This is a genomic window from Aeromonas sp. s1(2024), from assembly GCF_040908005.1.
GTDB lineage: Bacteria > Pseudomonadota > Gammaproteobacteria > Enterobacterales > Aeromonadaceae > Aeromonas > Aeromonas caviae.
In genome coordinates this window covers 1-13,717 of sequence record NZ_JBFOCW010000075.1, presented here as the reverse complement: position 1 = coordinate 13,717, position 13,717 = coordinate 1, and the positions used below count along the sequence as shown (strand labels likewise).

The 13,717-nt window shown below is 63.9% G+C and carries 15 protein-coding genes and 1 pseudogene; 5 read left to right on the top strand and 11 right to left on the bottom strand.

The window, feature by feature from the left end:
- Positions 1-79 precede the first annotated feature (79 nt).
- Positions 80-484, top strand: a complete 405-nt coding sequence (locus tag AB5Y70_RS18320) for an antitoxin Xre-like helix-turn-helix domain-containing protein (RefSeq protein ID WP_039040750.1) — start codon at positions 80-82, stop codon at positions 482-484.
- The gene (locus AB5Y70_RS18315; RefSeq protein WP_043155504.1) at positions 484-1,173 is read left to right on the top strand and encodes an RES family NAD+ phosphorylase; all 690 of its coding nucleotides are present in this window, start codon (positions 484-486) and stop codon (positions 1,171-1,173) included. The genes AB5Y70_RS18320 and AB5Y70_RS18315 overlap by 1 nt, the downstream gene beginning before the upstream one ends.
- An 85-nt stretch (positions 1,174-1,258) precedes the next feature.
- Here the strand turns inward: AB5Y70_RS18315 and AB5Y70_RS18310 are convergent, their stop codons facing one another.
- On the bottom strand, positions 1,259-2,659 hold the full coding sequence (locus tag AB5Y70_RS18310; protein WP_010674827.1) for a DEAD/DEAH box helicase: 1,401 nt from the start codon (positions 2,657-2,659) through the stop codon (positions 1,259-1,261).
- A gap of 338 nt (positions 2,660-2,997) precedes the next feature.
- Between AB5Y70_RS18310 and AB5Y70_RS18305 the strand changes: the two genes are divergently transcribed.
- The gene (locus AB5Y70_RS18305) at positions 2,998-3,783 is read left to right on the top strand and encodes an ABC transporter substrate-binding protein (protein WP_085943959.1); all 786 of its coding nucleotides are present in this window, start codon (positions 2,998-3,000) and stop codon (positions 3,781-3,783) included.
- 87 nt (positions 3,784-3,870) lie between these two features.
- Here AB5Y70_RS18305 and aroC read toward each other — a convergent pair whose 3' ends face one another.
- On the bottom strand, positions 3,871-4,959 hold the full coding sequence (aroC, locus tag AB5Y70_RS18300; protein WP_010674829.1) for a chorismate synthase: 1,089 nt from the start codon (positions 4,957-4,959) through the stop codon (positions 3,871-3,873).
- Between the two features lie 16 nt (positions 4,960-4,975).
- Positions 4,976-5,911 carry a 50S ribosomal protein L3 N(5)-glutamine methyltransferase gene (gene prmB / locus AB5Y70_RS18295; protein WP_010674830.1) on the bottom strand — a complete coding sequence of 312 codons (936 nt, stop codon included), beginning with the start codon at positions 5,909-5,911 and terminating at the stop codon, positions 4,976-4,978.
- 65 nt (positions 5,912-5,976) lie between these two features.
- On the opposite strand from prmB, the gene smrB reads away from it, so the two are divergent.
- Positions 5,977-6,501 (top strand): endonuclease SmrB, encoded by a 525-nt coding sequence (smrB, locus tag AB5Y70_RS18290; RefSeq protein ID WP_029314568.1) that lies wholly within the window; start codon positions 5,977-5,979, stop codon positions 6,499-6,501.
- Positions 6,502-6,587: 86 nt separating this feature from the next.
- On the opposite strand, the gene AB5Y70_RS18285 is transcribed toward smrB, so the two are convergent.
- The 6 genes and pseudogenes from AB5Y70_RS18285 to AB5Y70_RS18260 all read right to left on the bottom strand — a co-directional run bounded on the left by AB5Y70_RS18285 (position 6,588) and on the right by AB5Y70_RS18260 (position 11,210).
- On the bottom strand, positions 6,588-6,998 hold the full coding sequence (locus AB5Y70_RS18285) for an SRPBCC domain-containing protein (protein WP_010674832.1): 411 nt from the start codon (positions 6,996-6,998) through the stop codon (positions 6,588-6,590).
- A gap of 46 nt (positions 6,999-7,044) precedes the next feature.
- A complete protein-coding gene (locus AB5Y70_RS18280) occupies positions 7,045-7,272 on the bottom strand; it encodes a DUF4287 domain-containing protein (protein ID WP_010674833.1) in 228 nt (75 codons plus the stop codon).
- Between the two features lie 29 nt (positions 7,273-7,301).
- On the bottom strand, positions 7,302-7,700 hold the full coding sequence (locus tag AB5Y70_RS18275; RefSeq protein WP_010674834.1) for a GFA family protein: 399 nt from the start codon (positions 7,698-7,700) through the stop codon (positions 7,302-7,304).
- A 207-nt stretch (positions 7,701-7,907) separates the two neighbouring features.
- Positions 7,908-8,273 (bottom strand): VOC family protein, encoded by a 366-nt coding sequence (locus AB5Y70_RS18270; protein ID WP_010674835.1) that lies wholly within the window; start codon positions 8,271-8,273, stop codon positions 7,908-7,910.
- A gap of 122 nt (positions 8,274-8,395) precedes the next feature.
- Positions 8,396-9,828: pseudogene (locus tag AB5Y70_RS18265) on the bottom strand (chitinase).
- A gap of 188 nt (positions 9,829-10,016) precedes the next feature.
- The gene (locus AB5Y70_RS18260) at positions 10,017-11,210 is read right to left on the bottom strand and encodes a methyltransferase (RefSeq protein WP_010674836.1); all 1,194 of its coding nucleotides are present in this window, start codon (positions 11,208-11,210) and stop codon (positions 10,017-10,019) included.
- Positions 11,211-11,389: 179 nt separating this feature from the next.
- On the opposite strand from AB5Y70_RS18260, the gene AB5Y70_RS18255 reads away from it, so the two are divergent.
- Positions 11,390-11,968 (top strand): alkylphosphonate utilization protein, encoded by a 579-nt coding sequence (locus AB5Y70_RS18255; RefSeq protein ID WP_010674837.1) that lies wholly within the window; start codon positions 11,390-11,392, stop codon positions 11,966-11,968.
- A 344-nt stretch (positions 11,969-12,312) separates the two neighbouring features.
- Here AB5Y70_RS18255 and AB5Y70_RS18250 read toward each other — a convergent pair whose 3' ends face one another.
- Entirely contained in the window at positions 12,313-13,338 is a 1,026-nt protein-coding gene (locus tag AB5Y70_RS18250; protein ID WP_049636773.1) for a Wadjet anti-phage system protein JetD domain-containing protein, read from the bottom strand.
- 254 nt (positions 13,339-13,592) lie between these two features.
- Positions 13,593-13,717 (bottom strand): transposase (locus AB5Y70_RS18245; protein WP_368175959.1); only part of this gene is annotated, 125 nt, incomplete at its 5' end.

Here is a 13,717-nt window from a genome sequence, read left to right as displayed (position 1 = left end):
GACTGCGCCCCTGCCCTACACTGCTTAGCAGACAACCCACGATCCCGTGCCCGTCTGGCACGCCAACCCGGGAGGCAACATGGCCGCCACCGCATCTCTTCCCCGGCAACAGCCCGCCGTCGATCCCAGCAAGGCCCTGCCCGTGGTGTTTCGCATCCTGGACAAATGGCAGTGCAGCACGGATGAACAGCTCAGGCTGCTTGGCATTACCTCCCGCTCCACCCTGAACAAGTACAAGGAGGCTAGCGGCGGTATTCGGCTGAGCGCCGATCTCCAGGAGCGGATGAGCTATCTGCTCAACATCCACAAGAGCCTGCGGCTGCTGTTCAGCCTGGATGAGAGCATCTATGGCTGGGTGCGCAAACCCAACAGCCACCCCTTCTTCGCCGGGCGCAGCGCCATGGAGGTCATGCAGGGTGGGCGGGTGGCCGATCTCTACGAAGTGGCCACCCGGCTGCACGCCTGGCGCGGGGAGATGGCCTGATGTCCTCCCCGCCCTTGCGCACCTTCCACAATGCCTGCGCCTATCGCATCATCCCGAGCCGCTTTCCCCCCATCTGCCTCTATGAAGACGTCGCTACCGCCGACGAGCTGGAGGCGGTCTGGGCCGTCGAGGCCCTGACCAACGACAGGCTGAGGGAAGAGGCGGGCGAGCTGATGCGGGTGCCCAGGGAAGACTGGCTGGTGGGGCTGCCCGGCGGCAGCTATGTGATGGCCGCCTTCACCCACCTCAATCCCGAGGGTGGCCGTTTCACCACGGGGGACTTTGGCGGCTACTATTGTGCCCCCTCCCTCGACACCGGCATCAAGGAGACGGTCTACCACAGGGAGCGGATCTTCGGGTACACCCGGGAGCCGGCCCAGAAGGTGCAGATGCGAGTGATCCAGGCGCAGTTCAGCGCCAGCCTCATCGACATCACGGGCCCGGCGTTTCTGCCAGGCCCCCTCTATCACGCCACCGATTACGGCCCCGCCCAGGCCTTCGCCCGGGAGCAGAAGGTTGCCGGGGCGGACGGCATCCACTACCGCTCGGTGCGCCACCCCGGTCACGGCTGCCACGTGCTCTATCGCCCCCGTCTGGTCAGCCGGGTGGACCACGCCCGTCATCTGGAGTACCACTGGAGCGGCGAGGCCATCACCCATGTGCTGGAGATCCGCCTCTACGGTGAATAGCGTCTACCAGGACAAAAAAGCCCCGCCAGATTGGCGGGGCTTTTTGTATCAACCGAACAGTGGGGGAGCCTGGCTCCCTGACCGCTTACTGGTTGTGGCTGGCGCGGCGCGGACGACGGGCCTGGGCCGGTTTGGCGGCGCCGCCTTCCGGACGCTGACCGCCCTGGGGCTTGGGCTTGCCACCGTTGCCGGAGCGGTTACCGCCGCCATTGCCACCGTTGGCAGAACGACCGGCACCCTGACGCTGGCCCTGACCTTGCGGACGCGGCGCACGGCGCTGCTCGCTCGGATCCCGCGGCTCTTTGCGAAGCGGCGCGCCGATGCCACGGGCGATGTTGTCGAGGGTCTCGCGGGAGGCTTCAAAACCGGCCACCTGCTCGCACGGAATGTTCTGCTTGGTCAGCCGCTCGATGGCCTTGATGAGCTTGCCCTCATCGGCGGCCACCAGGGAGATGGCGTGACCAGCGGCGCCAGCACGGCCGGTACGGCCGATACGGTGCACGTAATCTTCCGCCACGTTCGGCAGCTCGAAGTTGACCACCTGGGGCAGTTTGTCGATGTCCAGGCCACGGGCGGCGATGTCGGTCGCCACCAGCACCTTGACGCTGCCATCCTTGAAACCGGCAAGGGCGCGGGTACGGGCACCCTGGCTCTTGTTGCCGTGGATGGCGGCGGCGCTGACGCCGTTCTTGTCGAGGGTCTCGGCAACGCGGTTGGCCATGTGCTTGGTACGGGTGAACACCAGCACCTGCTGCCAGTCGTTGCTGGTGACCAGGTGACTCAGCAGGGCAATCTTGTTGGCCTTGTCGCAGGGGTGTACCAGCTGCTCGATGCGCTCGGCGGTGCTGTTGCGCGGGGTCACTTCGATCACCGCCGGGTTGTCCAGCAGACCGGTGGCCAGCTCGCGAATTTCGTCGGCGAAGGTGGCGGAGAAGAGCAGGTTCTGGCGCTTCTTCGGCAGCAGGGCCAGGATGCGGCGGATGTCGCGGATAAAGCCCATGTCGAGCATGCGATCCGCTTCGTCCAGTACCAGGATCTCCACTTCATCGAACTTGACGGCGTTCTGGTTGTAGAGATCCATCAGGCGGCCCGGGCAGGCCACCAGCACGTCCAGACCACGGCGGGTCGCCATCATCTGGGGGTTGATGCTCACGCCGCCAAATACCACGTGGCTGCGGATCGGCAGGTGTTTGCCGTAGTTGCGCACGCTCTCGCCCACCTGGGCGGCCAGCTCGCGGGTCGGGGTCAGCACCAGGGCACGGATGCGATTCGGGGAGACCTTGCGCTTGCTTTCAGTCAGACGCTGCAGCATCGGCAGGGTGAAACCTGCGGTCTTGCCGGTCCCGGTCTGGGCGGCGGCCATCAGATCACGGCCAGCCAGTACCGCCGGGATCGCTTGTTGCTGGATGGGAGACGGGGTGTCGTAGCCTTGCTCGGCAACGGCACGCAACAAGGGTTCGGCCAGACCGAGGGAAGTAAAACTCATAGTTACCTGCTAGGGATAGGGGCGCCAAAGATCGTGGTGGGGCTCCTCTGCTGAGCCGATGCCATCTCACAGGATCCGGGCCTATAGAGAAAACAACGATTTCCCCGGGGAGCAGAGCAAAGGGGAAAGAATAGAGGCGCAGTCTAACGGAGTTGGCGCACTTAGACGAGGAAAATGTGATGCGCCTCCCAGCACGGCTGGAAATAGGGACGAAGGCAGGACAAAATGGCCCGAATCGCCGTATGTATCAATGCCCCTGCGCAGCCTGCCGGGGACGGCGCGATACACGGAACAGGAGGTTTTGATTGAAACGGAAGTTCACCCCCACCGCCCGGCGCATGCTGGGCCTCGTCCTGCCCCTGCTCTTCGCCCAGCCCCTCGCCGCCAGGGAGACCCTGTCGGTGGCCTGGAGCCACTGGCCCCCTTTCAGCCAAATCGCTGCCGACGGTACCCTCGGTGGACTGGACGTGACCCTGACCCGCCAGATCCTGGGCAAGGCAGGCGTGGAGCCCGCCTTTCGCAACCTCCCCTGGGCCCGGGCCCTCTACCTCATGGAGCGCCAGCAGCTGGACGTGGCCATGGGCGCCCTGAAAACCCCCGAGCGGGAGCGGTTCGCCCGCTTCTCCGCCCCCTATCGGCGCGCCAGCTTCGTGCTGCTGAGCCAGCGCCCGCAGGCCGGGGAGCCCGAGGGCTGGCGAGAGATCACGGAGCTGGCAACCCTGTGCCAGGCCAAGGGGCTGCGCCTTGGCAAGCTGCGAGGCACCCGCCCCCTGCCGATGAGCGAGGAGTGCCCCGCCCTCGGGCAGGCGAGCGAATACAACAGCGATGACAGGCTGCTCACCCTCTTGCTGGCGCGCCGCCTCGACGGCGTCATCATGGAGTGGCAGTACGCCCGCTACCGGCTCGGCCAGCTCGGGGCGAGCGATGCCATCCAGTGTCAGGTGCTCTTGCACCAGCAGCCGGTGCGCCTGATGTTTGCCAAAGAGGCCGTGAACGAGGACGCGCTCGCCCGCATCGATTCCGCCATCGCCGCCCTGCCCTCACCGGATCCCGCCTTTGCGCCGCCCCGCTGCCGCCTGGACGCAACCCGGCTGTCATCGCTCTCGACGCCATCGGCCCCCTGACGCCGACGCCGGCAAAAAACCATGAAAAAGGCGACCCTGGGGTCGCCTTGTGGTTTTTGGTGATCACTCACCCTGCCTGCAGCATGATCAGCGCAGTTGCGGGGTCTGGGTGTGCACGCCCTGGTTCTGGGCGCGGTGGCGCAGCAGGTGATCCATCAGCACCAGGGCCAGCATGGCCTCGGCGATGGGCACGGCACGGATGCCGACGCAGGGGTCGTGACGACCCTTGGTGATCATCTCGGTGGCCTCACCGCTGGTGGTGATGGTCTTGCCCGGCACCGTGATGCTGGAGGTAGGCTTGAGGGCCATGCTCACCACGATCTCCTGACCCGACGAAATGCCCCCCAGGATGCCCCCCGCATGATTGCTGGCAAAGCCGGCCGGAGTCATCTCGTCCCGATGCTCGGAGCCTTTTTGCTCCACCACCGCGAAGCCGTCACCGATCTCCACCCCCTTCACCGCGTTGATGCCCATCATGGCGTGGGCGATGTCGGCGTCGAGGCGGTCGAACACCGGCTCCCCCAGGCCCACCGGCACATTGCGTGCCACGACACACACCTTGGCCCCCACGCTGTTGCCCTCTTTCTTGAGGGCACGCATGTATTCATCCAGCGCCTCCAGCTTGCCCGCATCGGGGAAGAAGAAGGGGTTCTGCTCGATCTGGCTCTCGTCGAACCCTTCCGCCTTGATGGGGCCGAGCTGGGAGAGAAAACCCACGATCTCGATGCCGTGCACCTGTTTCAGGTACTTCTTGGCGATGGCCCCCGCCGCGACCCGCATGGCGGTCTCGCGGGCCGAGGAGCGGCCGCCGCCACGGTAGTCACGCTGGCCGTACTTCTGGTGATAGGTGTAGTCGGCGTGACCCGGACGGAACAGATCCTTGATCTCGGAGTAGTCCTTGGAGCGCTGATCGGTGTTCTCGATGAGCAGCCCGATGGAGGTGCCCGTGGTCTTGCCCTCGAACACCCCGGAGAGGATCTTCACCTCGTCCGCCTCGCGGCGCTGAGTGGTGTAGCGGGAGGTGCCGGGCTTGCGCCTGTCCAGATCCCCCTGCAAATCGTCTTCGCTTATCTCCAGCCCCGGCGGGCAGCCGTCGACCACGGCGCCCAGCGCCAGACCGTGGCTCTCGCCGAAAGTGGTGACCCGAAAGAGTTGGCCGAAACTGTTCCCTGCCATGAATGCTCCTTGCTGCTTAGTTCTTGTAAATGGCGAAATGGGCCTGGTGCTGCTCGAGCTCTGCGCGGGTCATCACAAAGACGCCGTGGCCGCCGTTTTCGAACTCGACCCAGGTGAAGGGCACCTCGGGGAACTGGGCTTCCAGGTGGATCATGCTGTTGCCCACTTCGACCACCAGCACGCCATCCTCTTTCAGGAAGTCGGCGGCATTGGCCAGCAGACGTTTGGTGAGCTTGAGGCCGTCGGAGCCCGACGCCAGGGCCAGCTCCGGCTCGTGGCGAAACTCCTCCGGCAGATCCGACATGTCCTCGGAGTCAACATAGGGCGGGTTGGAGACGATGAGATCGTACTTGTCACCGGCCGGCAGATCCCGGAACAGATCGGAGCGAATGGGGATAACCTGCTGCTCCAGTCCGTGATCGTTGATGTTGCGCTCGGCCACGTTGAGGGCATCGACGCTGATGTCGATGGCATCCACTTCCGCATGGGGGAACTCGTGGGCCATGATGATGGCGATGCAGCCGGAGCCGGTGCACAAGTCCATGATCCGGGTCGGTTCGTCTTTCAGGAAGGGGGCGAAGCGGTTGGCCACCATCTCGGCGATGGGGGAGCGCGGAATGAGCACCCGTTCGTCCACGTAGAATTCCCAGCCCGCATACCAGGCCTTGTTGGTCAGGTAAGGCGCCGGAATGCGCTCCTGCACGCGGCGGATGATGAGCTCGGCGATGCGGTGGCGCTCGCTGGTGGTCAGGCGGGAGTGGCGCATGCCCGGATCCACGTCCGGCGGCAGATGTAACGCGGGCAGCACCAGTTGCACGGCCTCATCCCAGGCGTTGTCGGTACCATGTCCGTAGAAGATCCCGGCGTCGTTGAAACGACTCATGGCCCAGCGCAACATGTCCTGGATGGTGTGCATTTCGGCAACCACCTCATCGATAAATATCTTGTCCAAATCCACCTCCAAGTCGAGTAATATCCGGCCCGAGAATTTTATACAGCGAGCAAGACGAGTACCTGATGAAAAATACGCCCTCACTCACAGACGAGGAAAGCCTGCTGTTTCGTGATGCTGTCAAAGGTACCCGGAAAATTAAGCAAGATACCATAAGGGCCTCCTCAAACCCGGTCAAGCAGAAACGCGAAGTGCGCGAGAGCCGCGAAAAGCTTGGGGTTGACTACTTTTTCAGCGACGAGTACCAGCCCCATCTCGAGGCGGACGGGCCGACCCGTTACGTGCGCGACGACGTGTCAAAATTCGAGCTGAAAAAGCTCAAGCGCGGCAGCTACCCGCCGGAGATTTATCTGGATCTGCACGGCATGAACCAGCACCAGGCCAAGCAGGAGCTGGCGGCCCTGCTCACCCTGTGCCGAAAAGAGAACATCCACGTCGCCTCGGTGATGCACGGCATCGGCAAGCACATCCTCAAGCAGCGCATCCCGAGCTGGCTGGCCCAGCACCCCGCTGTGCGCGCCTTTCACCAGGCGCCGCGGGAGTGGGGGGGCGAGAGCGCCATCCTGGTGCTGCTGGACATCGCGGAGTGACCCCCTGCCCCGCCTTGCCCCGGACGAACGCCATAAAAAAACCACCGCCAGCTTGCGGTGGTTTTTTTATTGGCACCCCGCAGGGGTCAGCCGGCGGCCTCCATATGGCGCTTGAAGTTATCCAGGATGCTCTGCCACCCCGCCCGCTGCTGTTCGCCGCTGTGCAGGGACTCGGCATCGAACCGCTCCTCCACCCGGGTGCCCCCCTGTTCTGCCACGAACCGCACGCTCACCTCGCGGCCATCGGCCATGACGTAGCCGAGCCCCGTCGGCGCCGTGACCTCGGTGAAGGTCCCCTCGAAATCGAACCCCGTGCTGCCATCCCGCGCCGCCATGTGGTGGCAAAAACGCCCACCCACCCGCAGGTCCACCCGGCTTTGGGGGCAGTGCCACTGCGGGGAAGCGGCGTTCCACGCCATGATGCTGGCGGGGGTGTTCCAGCCCCGCCACACATCGGCAATCGGCCTGGCAACCCAGACGCTGACGCTTATCTTCATCTCTCTGCTCCTCTGGCTTTCCTGCACGTTTTGCACTGTGGCACTGTCATGCCACGCCGGGCGCATCGGGCTGCGCCAAAAAGTGTGCCACCAGGGCATTGGCATGGCCGTGACCCATGGCGTGTTCGTCCTTGAGCCAGGCCACCAGGGCCATGTGTTTGCGCTCCTCCCGCCCCGCCAGCAGGGTCAGCCAGTGGACGATGGGGTGGCCGTATTTCTGCTCGATGGCGGGAAAATAGGAGGCAGGCCCCTTCACCTTCGGTTGTTCATCCATGATGGCTTCTCCTCGGGGTGATTACAGGCTCAGGGTTTGGGGGCGAACTGCTCGAACACCTGCTGCCCGGTCAGGGTCGGGGTGTCGTTCTTGAGGGCATAGAAGTCGGGCTTCTCGTCGATGAAGATCTGCCCGGTGAGCTCGAACCCCTGATCCTGAAACAGGCCGGCGGAGAGGATGTACTCGTCCGTCGGCAACAGATGGTAGAAAAGATGGGTGCCGCAGGTGGGGCAGAATCCGCGCTCCGCCCACTCCGACGAGCGGTAGGCCACCGGGGTCATCCCGGTGAACCGTACGCCCTTGCCCCCGTGCACCGCGAACATGGGCCCCCCTGACCAGCGCCGGCACATGGCGCAGTGACACAGGTTGACCTCCTTGTGATCGCCGCTCGACACGGTGATCCCGCCACACAGACAATGTCCTTCCATGATGCCTCCTGAGAGTTGGGGCGACAGACCGGGCGAACGGGTGCTCGCCTTCTTGCCGCACCAGATGAAGTAGCACGGGATCCGGGGGGCGGCAACTGACCATTCCGGGGCCTCACCGCGGGTCTGAGACTCCCGGAGCGGGAAAATCCCCCTCTTTATTCATCGCGTGAATGACTCAACATATCCCATGCACCGGATAAATAATGGTCAGGTTCCCTCCTGCAAGGCGATGCGATTCCCCTCGCAATCCCGACACTCCGCCACCCCGAGGCCCTCCCCGACCCGGGTGACGGGATAGAGACAGGCCCCGCCCGATGCCAGTGCCCGGGCCATGGTCCCCTCGATGTCAGGCACCCGCAGATAGATCCGGGTGCCATCCAGGCTCGGCACATAGCTCTCCCCCTTCGCCAGGGCGCCGGAGCAGCCCGCCGTGCCACTTTCCAGGGGAAAGAGCGCCATCTCGTTGCCATCGATCTGCACCCGCTCCAGCACCGTCTCGAAGACCCCCTCATAGAAGCGGATGGCTCTCTCCAGATCCTGTACCGGAATTTCAAAATGAATGGCGATGTTCATGGTCATCCTCCCTCGGTGTGAATCCGCAGGCTATCAGTGCCAAAAGAGGCGCAGCAAGCCAGCGCGGCGATCAACAAGGGAGGCGCGCGGCCTCCCCGGAGTGCTTGCGCTTGTACTGACTCTCAGGTTACCGGTGCCCAGGGATCCCCCTTGCCCGGCTCGTTGCCCTGGGTCCACCACTTGGCCTGATAGATGACCCCCTTGTGGCTCACCTTGTTGCCCGCGGTGTAGACCTTGCTTGCCTCCCAGGCCGGTACCCCGTCCACCGGCGGCGTGCCGGGGTCGACCGGGGCCGGATCCAGCGCGGCCACCACCCGTACCTTGGGCCAGCTGGCGTGGGAGCCGTAGAAGTTGGTCACGCACTTCTCGTAATCCCCCGGCACCAGGGCCGAATAGGCGGTCTGGTACCCCACCAGATCGCACTCGAAGGAGTAGCCGCCGGGTCTGTCCGGGTAGTATTTCCAGTTGCCGTCCCAGTTGGTGTAGAGCACGTCGGTGGCGCCGTTGAGGTTGAGGCTGCCATAGGGGGTCTGCTGCCAGCAGGTGTTCTTCTCGTCCGCCAGCAGCGGGATCCCGTAGTGGGCCGCGAGCCCCTCCCAGTAGCGGATGCGGTTGACCGGCTGGCCCTTGTTCTTGTTCTGCTCGCCGCACTCGATGCCACCGTTGATGATGTTGATGGTGGTGCCAAAGCCGTAGCCGATGCCCGCCGCCAGCTCACGCTGGGAGGGCACCCAGGTCCGGTCGATGACGTGCAGCATGGCGGGTTTGGGAGCCTGGGGCGTCAGGAAGAACCAGATGGCGGAGGCGAGGTTGAGCCAGGAGTCCGCCACCAGCCCGGGGTTGTTGAGGAGCACAGAGGCGTCGCCGTCGAACATGGCCTCGGAGAAGGCGCCGTAGTTGAAGTGGTAGGAGAGCTGCTTGGCGCCGCGACCGAAATAGCCCTGACCGGTGCTGCAGGGCCAGCGCCGGTTCTGCCAGTCACTCTGGCCACACCCCGTGGTGTAGCCGGTCTGCCCCTCAGACCAGCCCATCTCCCGCACGTGCACCACTCTTCCAGCCCCAGGGGGTTGTCGGAGACATTCTCCTTGGCAATGTGGCCGCCGGTCTCCTGGGCAAAGTGGGCGAAGGCGGTGATGATGGACTTCTTGCAGATGGCGTCCGCATTGCGCCCGTCCGTGTAGTCGCCGCAGAAGGCGGGGAACTTGCCCACCGCCCGCAGGAAGCGCTCGTAGGTGTACTCCGGGGCGGCCATCTGGGTCAGGAACTCCCAGTCCGATTCGGTGAAGACCCGCTCGACCCGCTTGACGTTGTCCGGGTTGCCGGGGGCGCGGGCTACGATGGCCTCCACCACCGAATTGGGCCGGGTGGCCAGGGCGTGGGACCAGATCCCGTACATGGGGTTGGCGGTCTTGGCCTGGGCCGCACTGGCAAGATCCGCCGCCGCCATCACATAGCCGCCGCTGTTCTGGGGATCGGGCTGGATTGTCATGGCGCTCTGGCCGGGCAGTGCCCAGACGAGGGCAACCAGGCAGGCGGTGCGCGTGAGCATGAACATGGGTAACCATCCTTGTCTTGAAAATGTCAGGGCGAGCATAGGCATCCTGGCAACTAAATTCACGACAAGAATTAAGAATTTGGCGAAATTGTGAGCCACGCCTCCCTGCACTCAGATGGCGCTCGTTTGCAGGGGGATCCAGCCCCTGGCCTTGTTGGCGCAGCCATCCGACCTGTGCGGACGCTTGCTCAGATCCCCCCTGCGCGCACCGCCCGGATCAGCAGGTTGCGCGGGGTCATGGGTTTGGGGCAGAAGGTGCCCACCTCCACCCGGTAGCCCTGCTCCTCGAGGAAAAGGGCGCGATCGAGCAGCAGCCAGATTTCCAGGGGGCGGCGAAACAGGTGGCGCACCAGCTCCATGCGGGCGACATCGCCAAAGCGCCGCTCCCCCTGTGCCAGCAAGGCGGCGTAGTCGAGCCCCGCGGGCAAGCCCATCCCCTTGCGTTCGGCGGCCCAGTGGCAGAAATCCTCGAAGTCCCCGGTCAGCAGGCTCTTTTGCAGGTTGGGCACCGGCAGGTACTCATCCACCCCGCGCACCTGGCGCTGCAGGCAGTCAAAGGCGAGGCGCCACACCACCTCCCGCTCCCGCAACCGGGCGATGCGGGCGCCGCCGGTCACCGTCTCCTGCAGCGGCAGCTTCAGATCGCTCTTGCCAAGGCGCAGGGCACTGGCCCTGGCGGCCCGGGAGAGGGGCGCATAGTGCTCTCCTCTGATGAGGTGGTAGCAACACGGGGAGAGGGTCACCCCCTGGGCACGCCCCTCGGCCACCCGCGTCAGCAGATGGGTGTGCAGATCGCCGCAGGCATGGAGCGCCATGGCGTGATGGTGCGGGGCGATGAGGGCCCCGGACTCGGTGGCAAAGGCATCCGCCTCCACGAACCGCATGTTGGCGCCGTCGCGCGCGGCGAGCCGCCGCCCCTCCTCGCAGAGCGCCCCCTGCCACTCCAGGCTCAGGATCTCCGCGCCACGGTGCAGCGACACCAGGCGCCCCAGATGCCCCTTGCCGGCGCACCACTCCAGATAGGGACCTTGGTGGGGGGGCAGGCAGCCGGTGAAGGCCTCTATCTGCCCCTGCTTGCGTCCCGGCATGTACATCGCCATGGTCCTGGCGCACTGGACGGGCTCTGGGGCGAAAGGGGCAAGCTCGCCGAGGGCCTGCAACTCGGCCCCCGCCGGGATCCAGGGGGCGAGCAGGGTGCAGAGCGCATCCATGTCCCCGTCGAGGTGCGCTATCTCGTCAAGGGTCAGGGCTGCCAGGCACTTCGCAAGGGCTGGCGCCTCGCGGGCAAAGGCGATCCCCAAATGGTGATAGGGCTGGTATTGCCACCAGCGTCGCTCGGCGGTGAGCAAGCAGTCCAGTTGTCGAAAACGGTGGGCCAGCACGGTGAACCTGTCCTTTGGCGCAAAAAGGGAGGCTCATTCTAGCGATCTGCCGTCAAAAAGCACTCGCCTGTGCGCCGCTGGTAGCCTGACAAAAAGCAGGGATTTGTGCTATATTCCGCCCCCTCATTCGCGCAGCCCGCCACGGCGAGCCGCTTTACCCCTATAAACGGAACCCAATCATGACCATCAATGCCATCCTGCAAGCCCGTGCAAATGCCAAATGCGAGCTGTGTGGCGCAGAACATGCGCTGACTGCCTTCCCGGTGCCGCACTCCCCCGCCAGTGACGACGACCACAGCGTGGTCCTCTGCGCCACCTGCCGCGGCCAGCTGGAGCAGCCGGACACCACGGAGGTGAACCACTGGCGCTGTCTGGGTGACAGCATGTGGAGCCAGGTGCCGGCGGTGCAGGTGATGGCCTGGCGCCAGTTGAAGGCCCTCGTCGCCCGGGGCGAGCTCTGGGCCCAGGACATGCTGGACATGATGTACATGGAAGACGAAGTCAAGGCCTGGGCAGACGCCGGCGTGACCAGCGACGATGACGACAGCGTACCGACCGTCGACTCCAATGGCGCCGTGCTGGTGGAAGGGGACTCAGTCACCCTGATCAAGGATCTGGACGTCAAGGGCGCCGGCTTCACCGCCAAGCGCGGCACCCTGGTCAAGGGCATTCGCCTGACCAACAACCCGCTGCACATCGAGGGCAAGGTCAACGGCATGCAGATCGTGCTGGTGGCCGCCTACCTGAAGAAGGCCTGATACTGACCCCTTCAAGCCAGAAGCGCCCCCCGGGGGCACTTTTTTGTTGCCTCTGTTTCCTGCCGTTCGGGTGGCATCCGGGGGAAACTGGACTATCCTGCAAACCAGTTCCGCGGTATGCCCCCTCCCCTGGCCGCCAGTGCGCCAACGGAGAGGGCCTTCCCGGCACGCATGGAAAGACCCCGGGCACCCTGATCCCCATGGCGCCCACGAGACAAGGAGCCGCCCCATGGCCAGCAAGAAAGAGATCAAGAAGAAGATCGCCGCCCGCCAGGCGAAAATCGCCAAGCACGAAAGCAAGATCAAAAAGCTGAAAAAAGCCCTGAAATAGGGGCTGACAACCATTAAAACCGCCTGATGGCGGTTTTTTCATTACTGCGTTGGCCGCAAGGCGCGTCGAGTGGCCATGACTGCCAACCTCCGGCTAGCACCAATACTTCCTGTTCCAACCACAATCCCCTTTCGATCAGATATATAAGGACCTCTTCCAGTTGCTTGCCATGCTCACTCACCACGGGGACCTCCTCCCATGGGATCTTGCCTCTGCTGATCGGTTGCCCCTCCAGACGGCGGATCAGAGTGCGGGCATAGTGATGAACATAGGCCATCAAGGTGTCGGGTAGCCAAAGAGCCAACGGACGACGAAGGGCATGGGCCAGCTCGTTAGCGATATCCAATCCGCGCTGATCCAGATCGCCAAAATGGGCCCAGGGTACGGCAGCCGGCAACAGCGGGAATACCTGACGTGCCAACTTGGTATTGCGGCCAGGCACATAGAGCAACAACTCCCCCACTTGCAGCGGGTAATCCACGAAAGCTCCCTTGTTCTCCACCGTGACCAGTTGCCGCCCCTGCCACTCAATGCCATGTAACTTACTCAAGCAGCGCTCCGGTAAGACCAGCTCTCCCAATAGTGCCAGTTGCGCCCTCATGTCGTGGCGCAGTCCGTCCTGGTCGATGAGTGACAGCGGGCTCAGCGTGCGAAGTCGAATCACTTCATCCTGTGTCAGCGTGATGTCGATAGCATCATTATCTGGATCTATCCCGCTCTTGCTGTCCCCATGCCAGAGGGCATGAAAACTGGCCTGGTTTAGATGTGCGGGCAGGTCCACCCCGAGAGCCCGTATCGTGTCACGCCTGTCCGGCATCACTGGTGCAACCTGTGCCAGCTGTGCTGCGAGATAATTCCTTCCAGCATCGGTCAACACATGACGAGCCCCTCGTCCCACTGGCTTGACTCCACCCACAGCCTGCAGGAGATCTCTCAACTCGCGGCCATGCTTGCTATCGAGTGAATATCCCTGGTTATTAGTGTCTGCCAGCAAGCGGGCACAGAGATCCTGCACACGACGCTCATCAAAAAGTGACATCCTCCCCCCCCTCTTTCATTGCGGTTCCATATGGCCAAGTAGAGGGGATCTTTCTGTCCACAACCGTGACCTGTCTCGCACCAAAGGAAGATCGCTCTTTCAAACCGTCACCCGTCCACAAGCTCGTGGCAGGATGGTCAGCGGTTACGATTGGCAATCCATCGACATCGGTGAAATCAGTATGCTGCGACGCCATCTTAAATGCGAAAGGGGACTCCCTCCGACGTAGGTGGGAGGGGAATTTCGCCGGGGCGTCAGCCCCGCTGGTTTTGAATGTATTGCTTGATCACCTCCAACGGTGCTCCGCCGCAAGAGCCCGCAAAGTAAGAGCGTGACCAGAGTACGGGTTTGCTGTAAGCACCTCTCAAGTCCAGAAATT

Bases quoted from the DNA above. Each gene is read 5' to 3' on its own strand.
- aroC (WP_010674829.1), bottom strand. From the start codon at position 4,959: ATGGCAGGGAACAGTTTCGGCCAACTCTTTCGGGTCACCACTTTCGGC.
- AB5Y70_RS18270 (WP_010674835.1), bottom strand. From the start codon at position 8,273: ATGAACATCGCCATTCATTTTGAAATTCCGGTACAGGATCTGGAGAGA.
- AB5Y70_RS18320 (WP_039040750.1), top strand. From the start codon at position 80: ATGGCCGCCACCGCATCTCTTCCCCGGCAACAGCCCGCCGTCGATCCC.
- smrB (WP_029314568.1), top strand. From the start codon at position 5,977: ATGAAAAATACGCCCTCACTCACAGACGAGGAAAGCCTGCTGTTTCGT.
- AB5Y70_RS18285 (WP_010674832.1), bottom strand. From the start codon at position 6,998: ATGAAGATAAGCGTCAGCGTCTGGGTTGCCAGGCCGATTGCCGATGTG.
- AB5Y70_RS18305 (WP_085943959.1), top strand. From the start codon at position 2,998: ATGCTGGGCCTCGTCCTGCCCCTGCTCTTCGCCCAGCCCCTCGCCGCC.
- AB5Y70_RS18310 (WP_010674827.1), bottom strand. From the start codon at position 2,659: ATGAGTTTTACTTCCCTCGGTCTGGCCGAACCCTTGTTGCGTGCCGTT.
- AB5Y70_RS18280 (WP_010674833.1), bottom strand. From the start codon at position 7,272: ATGGATGAACAACCGAAGGTGAAGGGGCCTGCCTCCTATTTTCCCGCC.
- AB5Y70_RS18250 (WP_049636773.1), bottom strand. From the start codon at position 13,338: ATGTCACTTTTTGATGAGCGTCGTGTGCAGGATCTCTGTGCCCGCTTG.
- AB5Y70_RS18255 (WP_010674837.1), top strand. From the start codon at position 11,390: ATGACCATCAATGCCATCCTGCAAGCCCGTGCAAATGCCAAATGCGAG.
- AB5Y70_RS18275 (WP_010674834.1), bottom strand. From the start codon at position 7,700: ATGGAAGGACATTGTCTGTGTGGCGGGATCACCGTGTCGAGCGGCGAT.
- AB5Y70_RS18315 (WP_043155504.1), top strand. From the start codon at position 484: ATGTCCTCCCCGCCCTTGCGCACCTTCCACAATGCCTGCGCCTATCGC.